The 18760-nt window shown below is 45.6% G+C and carries 18 protein-coding genes and 1 other annotated feature; of the genes, 10 read left to right on the top strand and 8 right to left on the bottom strand.

Features of this window, described 5'->3' with window-relative positions; translation table 11 throughout:
• Nucleotides 1-6: 6 nt before the first annotated feature.
• The gene (gene arcA, locus TW81_RS13785; protein WP_045956313.1) at nt 7-723 is read right to left on the bottom strand and encodes a two-component system response regulator ArcA; all 717 of its coding nucleotides are present in this window, start codon (nt 721-723) and stop codon (nt 7-9) included.
• 324 nt (nt 724-1047) lie between these two features.
• On the opposite strand from arcA, the gene TW81_RS13790 reads away from it, so the two are divergent.
• Together TW81_RS13790 and TW81_RS13795 are read left to right on the top strand one after the other, a co-directional pair.
• Complete coding sequence (locus tag TW81_RS13790; protein ID WP_045956314.1) at nt 1048-1437, top strand: DUF3293 domain-containing protein; 390 nt, start codon at nt 1048-1050, stop codon at nt 1435-1437.
• A 40-nt stretch (nt 1438-1477) separates the two neighbouring features.
• Nucleotides 1478-1963: a putative 4-hydroxy-4-methyl-2-oxoglutarate aldolase gene (locus tag TW81_RS13795; protein WP_045956315.1), complete on the top strand. Its 486-nt coding sequence runs from the start codon at nt 1478-1480 to the stop codon at nt 1961-1963.
• Here TW81_RS13795 and TW81_RS19450 read toward each other — a convergent pair.
• A complete protein-coding gene (locus TW81_RS19450) occupies nt 1960-2421 on the bottom strand; it encodes a hypothetical protein (protein WP_045956316.1) in 462 nt (153 codons plus the stop codon). The genes TW81_RS13795 and TW81_RS19450 overlap by 4 nt on opposite strands.
• Nucleotides 2422-2704: 283 nt before the next feature.
• Nucleotides 2705-2824: a sequence feature (Thr leader region), on the top strand.
• 30 nt (nt 2825-2854) lie between these two features.
• Here TW81_RS19450 and thrA point away from each other — a divergent pair.
• From thrA to thrC, 3 genes are read left to right on the top strand one after another with little or no spacing between them, the layout of a single operon-like run.
• On the top strand, nt 2855-5314 hold the full coding sequence (gene thrA / locus TW81_RS13805) for a bifunctional aspartate kinase/homoserine dehydrogenase I (RefSeq protein ID WP_045956317.1): 2460 nt from the start codon (nt 2855-2857) through the stop codon (nt 5312-5314).
• A gap of 14 nt (nt 5315-5328) precedes the next feature.
• A complete protein-coding gene (thrB, locus tag TW81_RS13810) occupies nt 5329-6285 on the top strand; it encodes a homoserine kinase (RefSeq protein WP_045956488.1) in 957 nt (318 codons plus the stop codon).
• The gene (gene thrC, locus TW81_RS13815) at nt 6282-7565 is read left to right on the top strand and encodes a threonine synthase (protein ID WP_045956318.1); all 1284 of its coding nucleotides are present in this window, start codon (nt 6282-6284) and stop codon (nt 7563-7565) included. The genes thrB and thrC overlap by 4 nt, the downstream gene beginning before the upstream one ends.
• Nucleotides 7566-7631: 66 nt before the next feature.
• Here thrC and TW81_RS13820 read toward each other — a convergent pair whose 3' ends face one another.
• The 4 genes from TW81_RS13820 to mtnN form a co-directional block, all read right to left on the bottom strand.
• Complete coding sequence (locus TW81_RS13820) at nt 7632-8252, bottom strand: TRIC cation channel family protein (protein ID WP_045956319.1); 621 nt, start codon at nt 8250-8252, stop codon at nt 7632-7634.
• 72 nt (nt 8253-8324) lie between these two features.
• Nucleotides 8325-9146 carry a vitamin B12 ABC transporter substrate-binding protein BtuF gene (gene btuF, locus TW81_RS13825; RefSeq protein WP_045956320.1) on the bottom strand — a complete coding sequence of 274 codons (822 nt, stop codon included), beginning with the start codon at nt 9144-9146 and terminating at the stop codon, nt 8325-8327.
• Nucleotides 9147-10100 (bottom strand): cobalamin biosynthesis family protein, encoded by a 954-nt coding sequence (locus TW81_RS13830; protein ID WP_045956321.1) that lies wholly within the window; start codon nt 10098-10100, stop codon nt 9147-9149.
• 12 nt (nt 10101-10112) lie between these two features.
• A complete protein-coding gene (gene mtnN, locus TW81_RS13835; RefSeq protein WP_045956322.1) occupies nt 10113-10811 on the bottom strand; it encodes a 5'-methylthioadenosine/S-adenosylhomocysteine nucleosidase in 699 nt (232 codons plus the stop codon).
• 194 nt (nt 10812-11005) lie between these two features.
• On the opposite strand from mtnN, the gene rpsO reads away from it, so the two are divergent.
• The 5 genes from rpsO (at nt 11006) to TW81_RS13860 (ending at nt 16737) form a co-directional block, all read left to right on the top strand.
• Complete coding sequence (gene rpsO / locus TW81_RS13840) at nt 11006-11275, top strand: 30S ribosomal protein S15 (protein WP_045956323.1); 270 nt, start codon at nt 11006-11008, stop codon at nt 11273-11275.
• Between the two features lie 333 nt (nt 11276-11608).
• Nucleotides 11609-13741: a polyribonucleotide nucleotidyltransferase gene (gene pnp / locus TW81_RS13845; RefSeq protein ID WP_045956324.1), complete on the top strand. Its 2133-nt coding sequence runs from the start codon at nt 11609-11611 to the stop codon at nt 13739-13741.
• Between the two features lie 134 nt (nt 13742-13875).
• Entirely contained in the window at nt 13876-14805 is a 930-nt protein-coding gene (gene nlpI / locus TW81_RS13850) for a lipoprotein NlpI (RefSeq protein WP_045956325.1), read from the top strand.
• A gap of 101 nt (nt 14806-14906) precedes the next feature.
• On the top strand, nt 14907-15329 hold the full coding sequence (locus TW81_RS13855) for a MarR family winged helix-turn-helix transcriptional regulator (protein WP_045956326.1): 423 nt from the start codon (nt 14907-14909) through the stop codon (nt 15327-15329).
• Nucleotides 15330-15402: 73 nt separating this feature from the next.
• On the top strand, nt 15403-16737 hold the full coding sequence (locus tag TW81_RS13860; protein WP_045956327.1) for an MATE family efflux transporter: 1335 nt from the start codon (nt 15403-15405) through the stop codon (nt 16735-16737).
• 42 nt (nt 16738-16779) lie between these two features.
• On the opposite strand, the gene TW81_RS13865 is transcribed toward TW81_RS13860, so the two are convergent.
• Both TW81_RS13865 and ubiU read right to left on the bottom strand, forming a co-directional pair.
• Nucleotides 16780-17667 (bottom strand): U32 family peptidase, encoded by an 888-nt coding sequence (locus TW81_RS13865; protein WP_045956328.1) that lies wholly within the window; start codon nt 17665-17667, stop codon nt 16780-16782.
• 20 nt (nt 17668-17687) lie between these two features.
• Nucleotides 17688-18701: a ubiquinone anaerobic biosynthesis protein UbiU gene (gene ubiU, locus TW81_RS13870; protein WP_045956329.1), complete on the bottom strand. Its 1014-nt coding sequence runs from the start codon at nt 18699-18701 to the stop codon at nt 17688-17690.
• Nucleotides 18702-18760: the final 59 nt, after the last annotated feature.

Here is an 18760-nt window from a genome sequence, read left to right on the forward strand (position 1 = left end):
GTAGAATTACGCTTCTAGATCACCACAGAAGCGGTAACCTTCACCATGAATCGTAGCAATGATTTCTGGTGTGCCAGACACTGACTCAAAATGTTTGCGAATGCGACGAATGGTAACGTCAACAGTGCGGTCATGTGGCTTAAGCTCACGGCCAGTCATTTTCTTCAACAGGTCAGCACGAGTTTGAATTTTGCCTGGGTTTTCACAGAAGTGAAGTAGGGCGCGGAATTCTGAACGTGGCAGTTTGTAACCATCACCGCTAGGGCTAACTAGTGAACGACTGTTGATATCAAGAACCCAGCCATTGAATTCATATTTTTCAACGCTGCGTTTTTCTTCGCTAACGGCACTAGCACTCATCGAACGATTAAGTAGATTGCGAGCACGAATGGTTAGTTCACGTGGGTTGAATGGCTTAGTGATGTAATCGTCAGCACCGATTTCAAGACCTAGAATTTTGTCAACTTCGTTGTCACGGCCAGTTAGAAACATTAGCGCTACATTGGCTTGCTCACGAAGTTCACGAGCGAGGAGTAGGCCATTTTTACCTGGCAGGTTGATATCCATGATGACCAAGTTCACTTGGTTGTCAGACAGCACCTGGTGCATCTCTTCACCGTCACTGGCTTCAAAAACAGCGTATCCCTCTGCTTCAAAAATACTCTTAAGAGTGTTACGAGTTACTTGCTCATCTTCAACAATCAGAATGTGCGGGGTTTGCATTGGCGGTACCTAAATTTGTGAAAAATTTGTGCTAATAGAATAAATTCTAGGCAAAAAAATAACATACAGGTAATGTGATGTTGATAATAAACCAAAGAATGTAAAAAAACACTCTCTTTGATTGCCCGCCATCCTTGGTGCTGGTTTTCTATGCTCAGAGGTCCTTTATCCTCTGCATCCTACTAGTCTTTGATGCGGATTCTATAATGTTAACAGCATGCTAACAACGTAGAAATGTTAATTCCAATCACTTTGTTGATTTACATCAAGAGTTGTTATGTAACAAATATTAATAGTATCGATTAAATGTATAAGTTTTAGTTTATGGAAATAAGTGATGAACTTTGGCGGGCTTATAGCGACCCCTATTTCCGTTTTGAGCGAGAGGTCGACTACCAGCGATTTGCTATTGTGACGGCTTGGAACCCGGCAAGTGTTTGGTTGTCAAAATTAGATAACGACAAGCGCAATCAACACTTAGCTAAGGAAATAAGCCATACTTGTTATTGTCATGTCCAAGTGGGCAACAAAGATTTTTCTTGGATCGAAAGCAGCTTTGCCATTCCTATATCCCCTAAGCAGGCGATATTTATCGGGCGTAAATATGGGCAAAATACGATTTATTACATTGAGGGAGACCAGCTTTTTCTCCTCTCCTGCTTAGCAAAACAAAACAGGCTATCGCTTGGCAATTGGCGTAGACGATGTCGATAGGATTCGAGTATTTAAATTTTGAATGTTTCATGGAGGAAAAATGAAAGATATAACCCCGGATATTTGTGATAAACACGAAGACAAAGTCACTTTACTGGAGCTGCCGTTACATAGCTTTGGGAAAAAGTTTGCTTTTTTTGGTGAGATTGTCACCGTGCGCTGCTACCACGATAACTCCAAAGTGAGGGAGGTGCTCAGTCAGGATGGAACTGGTAAAGTACTTGTTGTTGATGGTCATGGTTCTTGCCAAAAAGCTCTGCTAGGTGATCAGTTGGCGATTTTGGCGATCGATAATCAGTGGGAAGGGGTGATTGTGAATGGAGCTATTAGAGACGTAGGTATGATGTCTGAAATGGACTTAGGTATTAAAGCGTTAGGTACTTGTCCATTCAAAACTGAAAAGCGTGGCGCAGGTGAAGTGAATGTCACTCTGACAATTCACAACCAAATGATACAGCCGGGCGATTTTATTTATGCCGATTGGAATGGGGTGTTGATGTCAACCGAGTGCTTAGATTGGAGTTAAAACCTAAAACCTAAACCTATTTCAAGCCCTTTTTGCCACTCTTGATAGTCAAGAGTGGCATGTACATCGAGGTTGTCTGTCAACTTCATTCTACTCGAAACTTCTGCCGCGACATTCGATTCTTTTCGGTTTGTTACCGTCGCATCACTGTATGAATGCAGGGTACTTTGCAGTGATACGCGTGGAGTCAATTGGTAACTAACACCGCTTAAAAAACCGGTCTCATTCACTTTATTACTGTTGTTAAGACGTGCCCCAACGTAGAGATCAACTTTGTCAAACAAGTTGTAAGAGTAACCACCGTCAATTTTCCAAGAGTCGAAATCATTCTGATCGTTTTCAGTAGATAAAAAGATTTTGTGTGGTGAGGTTGTTTGCTGTGATGGTAATAAAGGCAATTCTGCAGCGAATAAAGGGCAGGCAAAAAGAAGCACTGATAGGCTTAGGGTTGTTTTCATATGCCACTCCTTTCGTTTTTGTCTGCGTTCCACTGCAAACCTAATTAAAGCATAAAACGTATTTGTATGGAGCAGATTTTATATAGCAATTAGTTATTATGATATGTGCTAGTGATTTCATTGGTTGTTGCAATGATGTGTTGCCCAATAAGAGGTTGTGAATGCGAGCAATACAGAGTGTGAACAAAAAATAATAACTTTTCGTTGACGCGAGCAGGAAAAATAAGGTAAACGTATGGGTAAGCAAACACACATTGTATAGATAAATCAAAATATGCAGCACCTGAGCCTAGTAATGACCACAACCATTATTATTACCGACATCGCGATTGTTGGGGCAGGCTGCTAAGCGAAAAAAATTCAAAAAAAGGCCTGTATCCCACCAGATACAGGCCTTTTTTTATGCCAATTTATGACCTATTTGGAGGAAGGGATGCGAGTTTTAAAGTTTGGAGGTTCATCGTTAGCGGATGCTGATCGTTTTTTACGGGCAGCCGATATCATTGCTAACAATGTTCAGCAAGAAGAGGTAGCCGTGGTACTTTCGGCACCAGGAAAAACCACCAATAAGTTGGTCTCTGTCATTGAGAGTGCTTTAAAAAATGGTGAAGCAGAGTTACAAATTGCTGAACTAGAGGATTCTTTCCGCGATCTTTTTCAAGATATCAAGGAAGTGCTGCCAAATATTAACGGTAGCGGATACGACAATCAGGTAAAAACCTCACTGACTCAACTACGTCAGTTTGTCCATGGCATCAATCTGCTTGGTATGTGCCCAGACAACGTCAACGCCCGAATCATCAGTAAAGGTGAACGTGTATCCATTCAGTTAATGAAAGCCGTTTTGGAGGCGAAAGGACAGGCGGCTAGCCTGATTGACCCTGTGCAGTACCTTTTTGCGCGTGGTGAGCATCTTGAAGCTATGGTCGACGTTGAAATCTCGACGCAGAATTTCCGCCAAAATCCGCTTCCACTAGGACACGTCAACATTATGCCGGGCTTTACCGCAGGTAATGAAGCTGGTGAGCTGGTCACACTCGGTCGCAACGGTTCTGATTATTCAGCAGCAGTATTGGCTGCATGTTTGCGTGCGGATTGCTGTGAAATCTGGACAGATGTCGATGGTGTTTACAACTGTGACCCACGCTTAGTAGCAGATGCCCGTTTACTTAAGTCACTAAGCTATCAAGAAGCGATGGAGTTGTCTTATTTTGGCGCTTCTGTGCTGCATCCAAAAACGATTGCACCAATCGCTCAATTCCACATCCCATGTCTGATCAAAAACAGCTTTAACCCACAAGGTGCTGGCACGTTAATCGGTCAAGATACGGGTGAAGATAACCTAGCGATCAAAGGTATTACTACCCTTAGCGATCTGACCATGGTCAACGTTTCTGGCCCAGGAATGAAAGGCATGGTCGGTATGGCGAGTCGCGTATTTGGCGCGATGTCAGCAGCCGGTGTCTCTATCGTTCTTATTACTCAGTCTTCTTCTGAGTACAGCATCAGCTTCTGTATTGAAGCGCAAGACAAAGAAATTGCTCAACAAGCGCTCTGCGATACATTTGAGCTGGAACTAAAAGATGGTTTGCTTGAGCCAGTCGAATTCCTTAATGACGTCGCGATTGTCACTCTAGTGGGTGATGGTATGCGCACCTCACGTGGTGTGGCGTCGCAATTCTTCTCTTCGTTGGCGGAAGTGAACGTTAACATTGTCGCGATCGCGCAAGGTTCTTCAGAGCGTGCGATCTCAGCGGTGATTCCAGAAGATAAAATCTCAGAAGCGATCAAAGCGTGTCATGAGAACCTATTTAACTCTAAGCACTTCCTTGACGTCTTTGTTGTCGGCCTAGGTGGGGTTGGTGGCGAGCTAGTCGATCAAATTGGCCGTCAGCAAGCGAAATTAGCAGATAAGGGCATCGTGCTGCGCGTATGTGGTTTAGCCAACAGTAAAGGCTTACTGCTTGATAGCGAAGGTTTGCCACTCGAACACTGGCGTGATCGCATGCAAGATGCTACTGAGGCGTTTAGTCTTGCTAGTCTAATCTCTCTTGTTCAGCGTAATCATATCATCAATCCTGTGCTGGTGGATTGTACTTCAAGCGAGGCGATTGCTAACCAATACACTGATTTCTTAGCGGCGGGCTTCCACGTTGTTACACCGAACAAGAAAGCCAATACCGCAAGCATGGCGTACTACCACCAATTGCGTGATGTTGCACGTAGTTCGCGTCGTAAACTGATGTACGAAACAACGGTAGGTGCAGGTCTGCCTGTGATTGAAAACCTACAAAACCTGATTTCTGCAGGGGATGAGCTTGAGCGCTTTAGTGGTATTTTGTCAGGCTCTCTATCGTACATCTTCGGTAAGCTAGACGAAGGCATGACACTTAGCCAAGCGACTAATATCGCCAAGGATAATGGCTTCACTGAGCCTGATCCACGTGATGACCTGTCTGGAATGGATGTAGCGCGTAAGTTGTTGATTCTTGCTCGTGAAGCGGGGATGAATTTAGAACTTGAAGATGTGATTGTCGACCAAGCACTTCCACCGGGCTTTGACGATTCTGGTAGTGTTGAAGAGTTTATGGCTCGTCTTCCTGAGGCAGATGCATATTTCCAACAGCAGTCGGCGCTTGCGGCCGAAGAGGGCAAAGTTCTCCGTTATGTAGGCGAAATCGCTGATGGTCAATGCCGAGTTAGTATTGCTGCCGTCGATGAAAACGATCCAATGTTTAAGATCAAAGATGGCGAGAACGCGTTAGCGTTCTATAGCCGCTACTACCAGCCTATCCCACTTGTATTACGTGGTTACGGTGCAGGTACTGAGGTAACCGCAGCAGGTGTGTTCTCAGATGTGATGCGTACGTTGGGTTGGAAGCTAGGAGTTTAACTATGAGCCGTGGTATGGATGTAGCTGTTTATGCTCCAGCATCAATTGGTAATGTGAGTGTCGGTTTTGATGTGTTGGGGGCGGCAGTGTCCCCAATTGATGGCACCTTGCTGGGTGACCGAGTTTTGGTTAAGTCAGGCAGTGAGCCATTTAGTTTAAAAACCGCTGGGAGTTTTGTCTCAAAGCTACCAGCCGATCCTAAGGAAAATATTGTCTATGATTGCTGGCGTGCATTCGCCAGAGAGCTCGACAAAAAAAGTGAGCCGCTTTTGCCGCTTGAGATGACACTAGAGAAAAACATGCCAATCGGCTCGGGTTTAGGTTCTAGTGCATGCTCTATTGTCGCTGCGTTAGATGCTCTAAATCGCTTTCATGGTCAGCCCCTGAATGAAACAGAACTTCTAGCTCTGATGGGGGAAATGGAAGGGCAAATCTCTGGTGGTATTCACTATGATAACGTCGCGCCTTGCTATTTAGGTGGAGTGCAATTGATGCTGGAAGAGCTTGGCATTATTAGTCAAGAAGTCCCTTGCTTTGATGATTGGTATTGGGTCATGGCTTATCCGGGCATCAAAGTCTCTACTGCAGAAGCGAGAGAGATCCTACCATCTCAATATCGTCGCCAGGATATTATTGCCCATGGTCGCCACCTTGCAGGGTTTATTCATGCGTGTCATTCTGGACAGCCAGAACTCGCGGCAAAAATGATCAAAGACGTGATTGCTGAACCGTATCGTGAGAAACTGCTGCCAGGGTTTGCCGATGCACGTAAATATGCGGCAACGGCTGGTGCGTTAGCTACTGGGATTTCTGGTAGTGGTCCAACACTATTTAGTATTTGTAAAGATAAAGATGTCGCTGAGCGTGTTGCTCGCTGGCTGGAACAGAACTACGTACAAAATGAAGAAGGATTCGTCCATGTTTGTCACCTCAACAAACAAGGTTCGAACGTAACAGGAAGTGAGCTATGAAGCTGTACAACATAAAAGAAAATGACGAACAAGTTTCCTTTGGCCAAGCCGTACGCCAAGGGCTAGGCCGCAACCAAGGCCTATTTTTCCCGCAAGAATTGCCTAAGGTTGATGATATTGATGCGTTACTTGCAGAAGATTTTGTTCCACGTAGTAGCAAAATCTTGTCTGCTTTGATTGGTGATGAGTTGACGAGCGAACAAGTGAATGCCATGGTCGATGCGGCATTCCAGTTTCCAGCACCAATTAACAAGGTTAAACAGGGGGTCTATGCCCTTGAGCTATTCCACGGCCCAACGCTAGCGTTCAAAGACTTTGGTGGTCGTTTTATGGCTCAGTCTTTAGCAGCGGTTTCTGACGGTGGTAAAATCACTATCTTGACGGCAACGTCTGGTGATACTGGTGCTGCGGTTGCGCATGCGTTCTATGGTATGGAAGATATCAATGTCGTTATCTTGTACCCGAAGGGCAAGATCAGCCCGTTGCAAGAGAAGCTGTTCTGCACACTAGGTAAAAACATTCACACTGTGGCGATTGATGGTGACTTCGATGCGTGTCAGGCGCTAGTGAAGCAAGCTTTTGATGATGCGAAGCTGCGTGAAGAGATCGGTCTAAACTCAGCAAACTCAATCAATATTTCACGTCTAATGGCGCAAATCTGTTACTACTTTGAGGCAGCGTCTCAGCTAACGAAACAAGAGCGTGAAAACTTAGTCATTTCAGTACCAAGTGGTAACTTTGGTAACCTAACTGCTGGTCTTTTGGCTAAAGCGCTCGGTCTGCCAATCAAACGCTTTATCGCCGCGACTAACGCCAACGATACTGTGCCTCGTTACCTAGAAACGGGTAAGTGGGATCCTAAACCGACGGTGGCAACTACATCGAATGCGATGGATGTGAGTCAGCCGAACAACTGGCCACGTATTGAAGAACTATGCCGCGTGAAAGAGTGGGGATTAGAGACGCTAGGTAAAGGTGCCGTGACTGATGAACAAAGTGCTGCGTCAGTTAAAGAACTATACGCTCAAGGCTATCTGTGTGAGCCTCATGGCGCGATTGCTTACCGCGTGTTAGATGAGCAATTGCAAGATGGCGAAACAGGCTTGTTCCTATGTACTGCTCACCCAGCTAAGTTTAAAGAAGTCGTGGATGAAATTTTAGCCACGGATATCGAATTGCCAGCACCGTTAGCTAAGCACGCTGCGATGGAGCTTCTATCGGAAGATCTCGCAAATGATTTTGACCAGCTTAAAGAAGTGCTGCGTCGCGTTCAGAAGTAATTTGTCTGCTATATAAAACAACAAAGGCCACGTCAGTGGCCTTTGTTGTTTTGGTAAGCGTTTCGCTTAACGATTTAAGGCAAATGTTGGCAGAAACAGGTGCCAGCGAATCGCCCCTAATCGAATCAAAAGTGTCGAGAAAACGCCAGCTAGGAACGCGGTATCACTGTCTTGGCCCATGGCTAATGCGGTGGTATGGCATGCACCACCAATAATACACGCCGTTGCGTACACTTCACTTCTTAGTACCATTGGTACTTCTCGAGCCAATACATCGCGAATAATACCACCACCGCATCCAGTGATGACGCCCATGATAATTGCGACCAAGGCTGAATCTTGATAAGCCATTGTTTTCTCAACACCGATACCGACAAATACCGCAAGGCCAATCGCATCACAGACGGGCAAAATCCACCAAGCAAGGCGTTTTGGTCGTCTAACGACAATCATGGTGATCAAACAAGTGATGAGGATAGTCCACAGATAGTTGGTATCCGTGATCCAGAAAACGGGTGTTGCGCCTAAGGCCATATCGCGAATTGTGCCGCCACCGATAGCCGTTACGCTACCAAGCACAGCAACACCGAACGGATCCATTTTTAATCGACCCGCTAATAAAACACCTGAAATAGCAAAAATAGCTGTACCGAATAAATCGATAAAATAAAGTAGCATGGAGTCCATGACACTAAAATCTCTTACAAAAATGGGAACAGAAAGTGAAGCTGGATTGTACGAGATCTCTAGGTTTAAGCGTTAGCGTTTTTGCCTAACGGTTTCAAAATAGTCACAAACTTGTTCAATAGCCTTCAATGTCCTTGGGGTTGGGCGATTGAGCCAATCGGAATTGAGCGTCCAAATAGTGTTGTTTTTCACCGCTTGCAATTGCTCAGACCATTGTGACCAGAGAGCGTCGTTCTCTATCGCGTGCTGTGAAGTAAAGATAACTTCGGGATTTTGTAAGATAACTTGTTCTTTGCCAATTTGAGGGTAAGGAGCTGCACTCTGGGCAAAAATGTTGACGCCACCGCAAAATGCAAACACCTCGCTCGGCCACTTTCCCTGCGCTACCGTGATGATCGGCTGTTCACTAAGTTGATAAAAGTAGCGAACGGGATCAGCCGTATTGTATCGATCCTTAAGGGATTGCAAATACTGTCTAAACTGCTCGGCGTTTCTCTTGCCGATTTGCGGTTCACTCGCATATTCACTGAGCCGTTCAATATTGGTCGCGATGTCTGCTAATGAGTTGGTTTGCGAGTAATAAATATTGATGCCAAATTGTTTTAGCTTGTCTATTTCACCGTTCGGGTTCCCAGCGGGCCATGCAATCACCAAATCGGGTTGCAAAGCGATGATGCGTTCGATTTTTATCCCTTGATAATTGGCAACTTTTTCGAGTTTTAGTGCTTGAGGTGGGTAATCACTTCGTTCACTGACCGCAACCAACTTGTCACCCAACCCTGCTGCGTAGGCAAGCTCTGTTGCATGTGGCGCAAGGCTAACGACTCGTTCTACTGGTGCGGCCGCGGCGAAGTTTGCAATGGTGAGGAGAGTGATTAGTAATGTGAAACGCATTTAAATTCCTTGGTAAATCAGCCCCATCAACAAGCTTTGAATAACAATCCAAGCGAACATCCGCCACGCTAAGGTTTTTTGTACATGGGCGATATGAATCGCCGAGGGGGCAATGCGACCACCGAGCTTAGCGCGCACAGCTTTGTGTCCGTCGTAAATTGCCGGGCCACCTAATGAGAGTTCAAGTTTGCCACCGACAGAGATGAGTAACCAAGACGGCCCGGGAAGAGGCCAAGATGTTGCTTGCTGTTTCATTAACTGTACGGTCGTTTGGGCTCGATGACCAAACAGAATGAAAAGGGCAAATAGTCTTAACGGGATGAAATCTAGCACAGCCACAGCGCGCACCGCGGGAATACCAAACGGCGAAAATCGCTGTCGGCTGGGTGACCATGCCCTAGCTAGCTCAACACTCATGCGATAAATAAAAGCACCTATGCCGCCTGCAATCGCATACCAAAATAGTACGCCAACTACATTGCGCCCATAAGACATGATGAGTGTTTCTGTTCCTGCTTTACCTAGCCCCAAGAGTGATAACGGAGCGGTTGATCTGTTGATGATCGGTTTGAGCAGCATTTTAGCCTGCTCTTTGTCTTCACGCGCTATTGCTGCGATAAATTGAGCGGTGAATTTATCGGTGTTACGCCAGTCGATGGCAAGCAGCAAAAAGGCTAGCTCAAATAATTCTGGCTGCCAAACCAATGGCTTGAGTGCAACTAGGACGGCCAGCATAGGGAATAGCATCAACAGCCAAGCCAAAGTGCCCGAAATCATGCTTTGTGAGTAGCTAGTGTTAACGTTAACTTTGTCGGCTAATTGCTCAGCAAACTTATGCCACAAAATAGCGGGATGAGCTTCGCGAGGAAAGGGGAGAATAAGATGAAATAACAAAGCGCCCCACAACACGAGGAGCGCACCATTAGAATAAAATGGACTAAATAAATCTTCCATGATTTACCGACATTATGCCTTTAGAATTTCAACCATTTTGAACACCATTTCTGAAGAGCTTTGTGCCGCTAATGGCAAAAATTCTTCAAAGCTCATTGGTGATTCTTTATCTGCTACGTCAGAGATTGCACGTACAACGACAAATGGTACCTTAAATTGGTGACAAGTCTGCGCGATTGCTGAGGCTTCCATTTCAACCGCGATGACAGTAGGGAAGTGCTGGCGAATAAAGGCTTGACGTTCAGCAGTACAGACGAATGCGTCACCAGTACAGATAAGCCCACGCACTGCGTGCTTGCCTTCCATTTGTGTTAGCGCTTGTTCAGCAACGTCCATGAGTTTCGTATCCGCAAGGAAAGCGGCTGGCTGCTGAGCCATTTGTCCCATCTCATAGCCAAATGCAGTCACATCCGCATCATGATGACGAACTTCGCTCGAAATGACCACATCGCCTAAGTTGAGCGTTGAGTCAAAACCACCAGCAGAACCTGTGTTAATCACAACATCTGGCTGGTATTCATCAAGCAAAATGGTTGTGCCAATGGCCGCCGCTACTTTACCAATACCAGATTGAAGCAGCACAACCTCGACACCATTGAGTTGGCCGGCGTAAAAAGTACAGCCTGCTTTTGATACTTCTTTGCAGTTTTCAATAGCTTGTTTAAGAATAGAGACTTCTTGCTCCATTGCACCGATGATGCCGATTTTCATAGAGAATCCTGTTTATTCAAATAGGTAGGTTTGGATTGGCTTAAGTGTAACAGAAAAGGCAAAGATAGGAATGCTGCGTTCAAAATAGCTATTGCTTAACCACTATACATCCCCTATAATTCGCGCTCCTCGTGTCGGCTGAATCAGAGATTGGCTGGCACAAATATTAACCTACTCTTATTTAGGAGAGAATTATGTCTCTGAATGCAGAAACTAAAGCAGCAATCGTTGCAGAATACGCACGTGGCGAAGGCGACACAGGTTCACCAGAAGTACAAGTAGCTCTACTGACTGCTTCTATCAACCACCTACAAGGTCACTTCAAAGCTCACAAAGGCGATCACCACAGCCGTCGCGGTCTGCTACGCATGGTTTCTAGCCGTCGTAAGCTTCTAGACTACCTTAAAGGTAAAGATCTAGGTCGCTACCAAGAGCTAATCAAGCGTCTAGGCCTACGTCGCTAATCAGCGGCTGCATAGAACAGTTTGTCGAAAAAGGGGCTATAAGCCCCTTTTTTGTTGCCCGTTACTTATTTTAATTGCTATAGCTTAGCCAAATCCCGATTAAGCCGTTATACTACGCACGGTAAAAAATCCTCAGTGGGATTTTACGTAATCACTCACAGCATTACAGTCAACCACGTCGACCAAAAGGTCGCGACTATTCAAAATGAATTTAGCCATTGTTCTAAAATAATCGTTTAGTTCATTTTCACTAGTCGCGATTTGTAATGCCTTGAGTATCATCAATACACTCTAAGCAAATCAAATTGATACGCTTAGAAACAAGGAATAACAATGTTCGAAAAACCAGTTGTTAAAACGTTCCAGTACGGTAACCACACAGTTACTCTAGAGACTGGCGTTATTGCGCGTCAAGCTACTGCAGCCGTTATGGTGACTATGGACGATACAGCAGTATTCGTTTCTGTCGTTGGTAAAAAAGAAGCGGTTGAAGGTCAAGACTTTTTCCCTCTAACAGTAAACTACCAAGAGCGTACTTACGCTGCTGGTAAAATCCCTGGTGGTTTCTTCAAACGTGAAGGTCGTCCTTCTGAAGGTGAAACGCTAACGGCTCGTCTAATCGACCGTCCAATCCGTCCACTATTCCCAGATGCATTCAAAAACGAAGTGCAAGTTATCGCAACAGTTGTGTCTGTGAACCCTGACGTTCAACCAGATATCCCAACAATGATTGGTACGTCTGCTGCACTTGCTATCTCTGGTATCCCGTTCAACGGTCCTATCGGTGCAGCACGTGTTGGTCACATCGATGGTCAACTAGTACTTAACCCAAGCAACACTGAACTAGAAGCATCTAAGCTAGACCTAGTGGTTGCGGGTACTGAATCTGCAGTACTAATGGTTGAATCAGAAGCTGACAACCTAACTGAAGAAGAAATGCTATCTGCGGTAGTATTTGGTCACGATCAACAGCAAGCTGTTATCAAAGCAATCAACGAATTCAAAGCTGAAGTTGCGACTCCTGCTTGGGATTGGGTTGCGCCAGAAGAGAACACTGCGCTTGTTACTAAGATCGCAGAACTTGCTGAAGCGAAGCTGGTTGAAGCTTACCAAATCACAGAAAAAATGGCTCGTTACGACCGTATCCACGAGATCGCTGGTGAAGTTAACGCGGTGCTACTTGCTGAAGATCCAGAAGCAAACACCAAAGAAATCCACACTATCTTCCACGATCTAGAGAAGACAGTGGTACGTCGCAGCATCATCGCGGGCAACCCACGTATCGACGGTCGTGAAAAAGACATGGTTCGTGCGCTAGACGTACGTACAGGTGTTCTTCCACGTACTCACGGTTCTTCACTATTTACTCGTGGTGAAACTCAGGCGCTTGTAACTGCAACTCTTGGTACGCAGCGTGACGCACAAATCATCGACGAGCTAACGGGTGAGCGTAAAGATCACTTCCTACTACACTACAACTTCCCTCCATACTGTGTAGGTGAAACGGGTTTTGTAGGTTCTCCTAAGCGTCGTGAAATCGGCCACGGTAAACTAGCTAAGCGTGGTATCGCTGCAGTAATGCCTTCTGTTGATGAGTTCCCATACACAGTACGTGTTGTTTCGGAAATCACAGAATCTAACGGTTCATCTTCAATGGCTTCTGTATGTGGTACTTCTCTTGCTCTTATGGATGCAGGTGTGCCAATCAAGTCTTCAGTTGCGGGTATCGCAATGGGTCTAGTTAAAGAAGGCGACGACTTCGTTGTTCTTTCTGACATCCTTGGCGACGAAGACCACCTAGGTGACATGGACTTTAAAGTAGCGGGTACTAACACTGGTATCACTGCACTGCAAATGGATATCAAAATCGAAGGTATCACTAAAGAAATCATGCAAATTGCTCTTAACCAAGCGCAAGGTGCACGTAAGCACATCCTATCTGTAATGGATGAAGCGATTTCTGGTGCTCGTGACGATATCTCTGAGTTCGCTCCGCGTATTCACACAATGAAGATCAGCGCTGAGAAGATCAAAGACGTTATCGGTAAAGGTGGTGCAGTTATCCGTGCTCTAACGGAAGAGACTGGCACAACTATCGAGATCGAAGACGACGGTACAATCAAGATTGCTGCAACGGAAGGTGCTGCTGCGAAAGAAGCAATTCGCCGTATCGAAGAGATCACTGCTGAAGTTGAAGTAGGTCGTATCTACACAGGTAAAGTAGCACGTCTAGCTGACTTTGGTGCATTCGTAACTATCCTGCCTGGTAAAGATGGTCTAGTACACATCTCGCAAATCGCTGACAAGCGCGTTGAGAAAGTGTCTGACTACCTAGCAGAAGGTCAAGAAGTTCAAGTTAAAGTACTTGAGATCGACCGTCAGGGCCGTGTACGTCTAAGCATGAAAGAAGCTGTTGAAAAGACTGAAGAAGCAGCGACTGAAGAGAAGCCTGCAACTGACGCATAATGCTATAGCAGCAACTGGGCTTATTCGGTGAAGTAGCCTAGCTTGCTAAAAGCATGTTATAAAGGGAGCATTACGCTCCCTTTTTTAATGCGGATTACGCTGGGTGAAAGACCTAGCTACAGGAGTATTTATCTGTGAAATGGTTTCAAACCGCAACGCTTAGTCTCGCTTTATTGGTTACAGCAGGATGTGTATCAACATCCAACCAGCAAGCTGAGTGGGTTCTGCCGCCAATGGTCGAAGCACTGCAACCAAGTCTTCAGCAAGAAGTTCAAATCGCTCGTTTGAGCCAATTACTTGCGCGTACCGATCTGCCCAACGAAACACGCGCAAAAATGCTGTATGAAAGAGGCAATTATTACGACAGTGTCGGCTTACGCAATTTGGCTCGATTGGACTACGAACAGTCTCTTGCCATCTATCCTGCTCAAGCTGATTTGTTCAATTTACTTGGTGTTTATTTCACTGAAAAACGCAATTTTGATGCCGCCTATGATGCATTTGACTCAGCGCTTGAGTTAGCACCAAACAACAGTTACGCCGCACGTAATAGAGCTATCGCCTTATATTACGGTGGTCGATTTGAACTGGCGCTAGAAGAAATGCAGCGCCACTATCAACAAGATCCCAACGATCCGTTTAGCGCATTGTGGCTTTACATCATTAAATCCGAATCTGATCCAGACCAAGCTCGTCAAGAACTCGCGCAAAGTTACCACGAGCGTAATGATCAATGGGGTTGGGTCATGGTGGCCATCACTCTCGGTGAGATCTCTGAGAAACAAGCATTTAAGGCTATCGTTGAAAGTACTCGCGACAAGGTAGTGCTCGCACAGCATTTGACGGAAGCCTATTTTTATTTGGGTAAACGCTATCAACAGAGTGACTCCGAGCAAGACATAGCGAAGGCGATCTCTTTCTATCGTTTAGCGATTTCGTTTAACGTCTTTGAGTACGTTGAGCATAGATACGCAATACTGGAACTGACCAACATCTACGAAGATCTTCAAGCTCAAGTCATCGCCAAAGCGAAAGCACAACAAGCTGCGAATTTAGCACAGTAAATTTGACTAAAAGAGAAAAAGCGCTGCATTCAGCGCTTTTTTATTGTGTGGAAGATTTGTTTTGCTAATATTGTTAGCTTGGCTAACTAAGTTTGGGCGTTATGAGTTTAGAACATTGCTTAATAGAACTGGAGCGTTATTGTGCCAAGGCTTGGCGCGTGCATGCGAAAGAAGATCCGCTATCTATGTTGAGCTTTAATGAGTTTGATTATCTGAGTGTTGTTCAAGAAAATGCAAACGGCATAAGAATCACCGATTTAGCCGATGAGATGAAAGTCACGAAACCTTCAGCGTCTAACATGGTGGTTCGACTAGAAAAAAAAGGGATGGTTAAGCGTTTAACTTGCCCCGAAGATGCCCGTTCAAAACGAGTATATTTGACTGAGCAAGTAAAGAAAGATCTCTCATTAGAACAAGTGGTTTATGGGCAGATCGCGCAATCAATGGGTCAGAGACTCAATGATCAAGAGGTCTCACAACTAATCCGATTGTTAGAAAAATCCTTGGGTGCTAAGAAGCGATAACCCTAGGCGAGTGAGATATTAATTAAATTTTTAATCTGTATTTGGTTAGCTTGGCTAACTTATGGTGAAAGTGATGCAGACATCCATTTATAAACAGTTCTGGCGCTATACTGTTCCAACGGTTGCCGCCATGCTTGTCAACGGGTTATACCAAGTCGTTGATGGCATTTTCATTGGTCGTTATGTCGGAGCTGATGGTCTGGCAGGGATTAATGTTGCGTGGCCAGTCATTGGCTCGATCCTCGGGATCGGTATGCTGGTGGGTGTCGGTACGGGGGCTTTGACGTCGATTCGCCAAGGTGAAAAAGACGTAACTGGTGCCAAACAGGTACTGATGACAGGGTTATTGTTACTGCTACTTATCACTCCAATTGTTGCGTTAACATTATGGTTGTTCGCAGAGAACTTCTTAATCTGGCAAGGTGCTCAGGGGCGTGTGTTTGACCTTGGTTTGCAGTATCTCAATGTCCTGATTGCTGGATGTGTCTTTACCCTTGGTTCGATTGCGATGCCATTTCTACTGCGCAACGATCAAAGCCCCAAATTTGCCACCATGTTGATGATGCTTGGTGCGGTAATCAACATCGTTTTAGACTATGTATTTATCGCTTGGTTGGATTGGGAATTGACCGGTGCTGCACTGGCGACGGCGATTGCACAAATGACAGTAACCGTGTTTGGTATCGCGTATTTCTTCTCACGACGCGCTAATTTGCATTTGCAAACAGCTGATTTTGAGTTTCGCTTTACCACGATTCCTCAAATCTTCACCATCGGTGCTTCAAGCTTTTTTATGTATGCTTATGGCTCGGTGATGGTGGCATTACACAACGGACTGTTCGCCGAATATGGTGATCAACTGATGATCGGCGCGTATGCAATTTTGGGCTATATCGTGACAGTTTATTACCTTGCGGCAGAAGGGATCGCGAACGGTATGCAACCGCTGGCGAGCTATAACCACGGCGCAAAGCACGTAGAGAACATTAAGAAATTACTCAAAGTGGCAATGGTATCGTCAACCTCACTTGGGGTTATTTTTGTCGCGTTGCTGAACGTGTTTCCATACCAATTTGTCTCGGTGTTTAACTCAGAGAGCCACGAATTAGTTGACTACACTGTGATGGGAATTCAGTTGCATCTATTTGCGTTAGCACTGGATGGTTTCTTAGTGGTCACCGCCGCGTATTACCAAGCAATCAATAGCGGCAGCAAGGCAATGTTTGTCACCGTGGGTAACATGCTTATCCAACTACCGTTCTTGTACATCATGCCGAAATTGTATGGTGTCACTGGAATTTGGCTCGCTTATCCTTTGTCGAATATCGCGCTGAGTGTGGTGGTAGCCATAATGCTTTACAACGATGTAAAGCGCTATCAGATACGAGCAATGCAGGCCGCGATCTGAAGACAGTAATATGAACAAAAGGGCTCTTATGAGCCCTTTTTGCTAAAGAGTTTTGACCTCTAATCCCGCTAGCTGGTGCCAATAACCGTTACATTGACGGTTAGCAATCGGTTCTGGATGCGAACCCGACTCGTTGGCACGAAACTTATCCAACTCAGAGAACGTCTCTACACCTAACGGACTTAAACGCACCACATCGACAAGGCCATGCATGCTAGGTAAGTCGTTGATAAGGTTGTAGCAGTAGCCAGATTGAGTCTGAATTCCGTTAAGGTTAAATACTTCTTGTCCTTCTTGTCCTTCTTGGCTGCTAACTTGAATACCAGTCGGATATTTTATACAGCAGGTCTCGCAATCGTCTTTCGCTTTGTTTTCTGCTCTAGCAGTAAAACAACGTGCAGAGTAAGCAAGTGGTAGGTAGCCATGACTAAAGACCTCCACTTCAAATTGGCCTCGAATGCCAATCTCATCGCATTGATTGAGTACGTTACCGAGCCACTCGCGTGACAACTCAACAGGCATACACCAGCGCGTCATGCCCTGTTTTAAGAACAGGTTGAGCGTGTGGGCGTTGTAGGTATTCACCGCAGGACCAACGATAAACGGTACTTTGTTATTGGCTGCCAGTTGAATCGCCGAAACATCATTCGCTTCAATGGCAAAATCGCCGTTGTCGATGTACTTCTTCATCACGTTGACTTCACTCGGAGCTTCGAGCAGAGCCATGGTCGACAACACCACTTGCTTACCTGATGCAGAAAGCTGCTTAGCAATCTCAAACCAGTGTGCTGGTTTCATCTCACGACGCTTCGAACAGACACTCTCACCGAGATAGATGATATCGGCAGAGCTGGTTTTAGCTTGCTCGTAAAATACTTCGACGTCTTGCTTTGGCCAAAAGTAGAGCAGTGGGCCTAGTGCGTATTTCATATTGTTTTCCATTGTTACCTCTACTGCCACTGGCGGTGGTAAGCACCTAGGGTGGTTTGCCTGCCTTCTGAAACGTTGGCCAATGCTGCATCCCAAGCCGCCTCTACCTGATATGCCTCTGGGTTAGCCAGATAGCGATCAATCGCGGCTCGCCATGTGCGAGTCACTTGTTCCACGTAGGCTGGACTGCGTTGACGACCTTCAATTTTTACCGAGGCGACATTGGCAGCAAACAGCTCAGGTAGCATCGACAAGGTGTTTAAGCTGGTTGGCTCTTCGAGCGCATGGTAAGCCTGAGTTTGTCCGTTTACATCAGCCGTAAAGCGGCCCTTACACAAGGTCGGGTAGCCTGCATTTTCACCCTCTTTGTAGCGGTCGATAAGAATGTCATTCAGGCGAGATTCCAACCCTTGACTGGTCTCTTGCCAACGAACATATTTAGCTGGTGAGCAAGCACCGGCTGTATTGGGTGATTCACCAGTCATATAAGAGGATAGATAGCAGCGTCCTTCGGACATGATGCACAAGCTACCAAATGCAAAAACTTCCAACTCGACATCGCTGTTGATGTTGCGAGAAAGCTGCTTTACCTGATGAATGGAAAGCACCCGCGGCAATACCACGCGTTTTACATTGAAATTTTGCTGGTAGAAGTCGATTGCAGAGACGTTTGTTGCAGACGCTTGGACTGAAAGGTGAAGTGCAAGTTGAGGGTATTTGCGTGCGGCATATTCGAGCACAGCAATGTCGGCAACAATCAGGGCATCGACGCCATTGTCAGCTGCGCGGTCGACGGCATCCGTCCAACGCTCAAATCCATTAGGATGAGCAAACGTATTTAAGGCAACATGAATTTTTTTATGGTTGTCGTGAACATATTGAACGGCTTTTTCGAGTTTCTTACCCGTAAAGTTTAAACCGGCAAAATGACGGGCATTGGTGTCATCTTTAAATCCGATGTATACCGCATCTGCACCACAATCAATCGCCGTTTTTAAGGCAGGTAAATTCCCCGCAGGGCATAGGAGTTCCATTGCTCACACCATGACAGTCTGTTCTGAATTTGTTGAGCATTTTATGAAGAAATATGAAT

This window comes from Vibrio galatheae, from assembly GCF_000967545.1.
GTDB lineage: Bacteria > Pseudomonadota > Gammaproteobacteria > Enterobacterales > Vibrionaceae > Vibrio > Vibrio galatheae.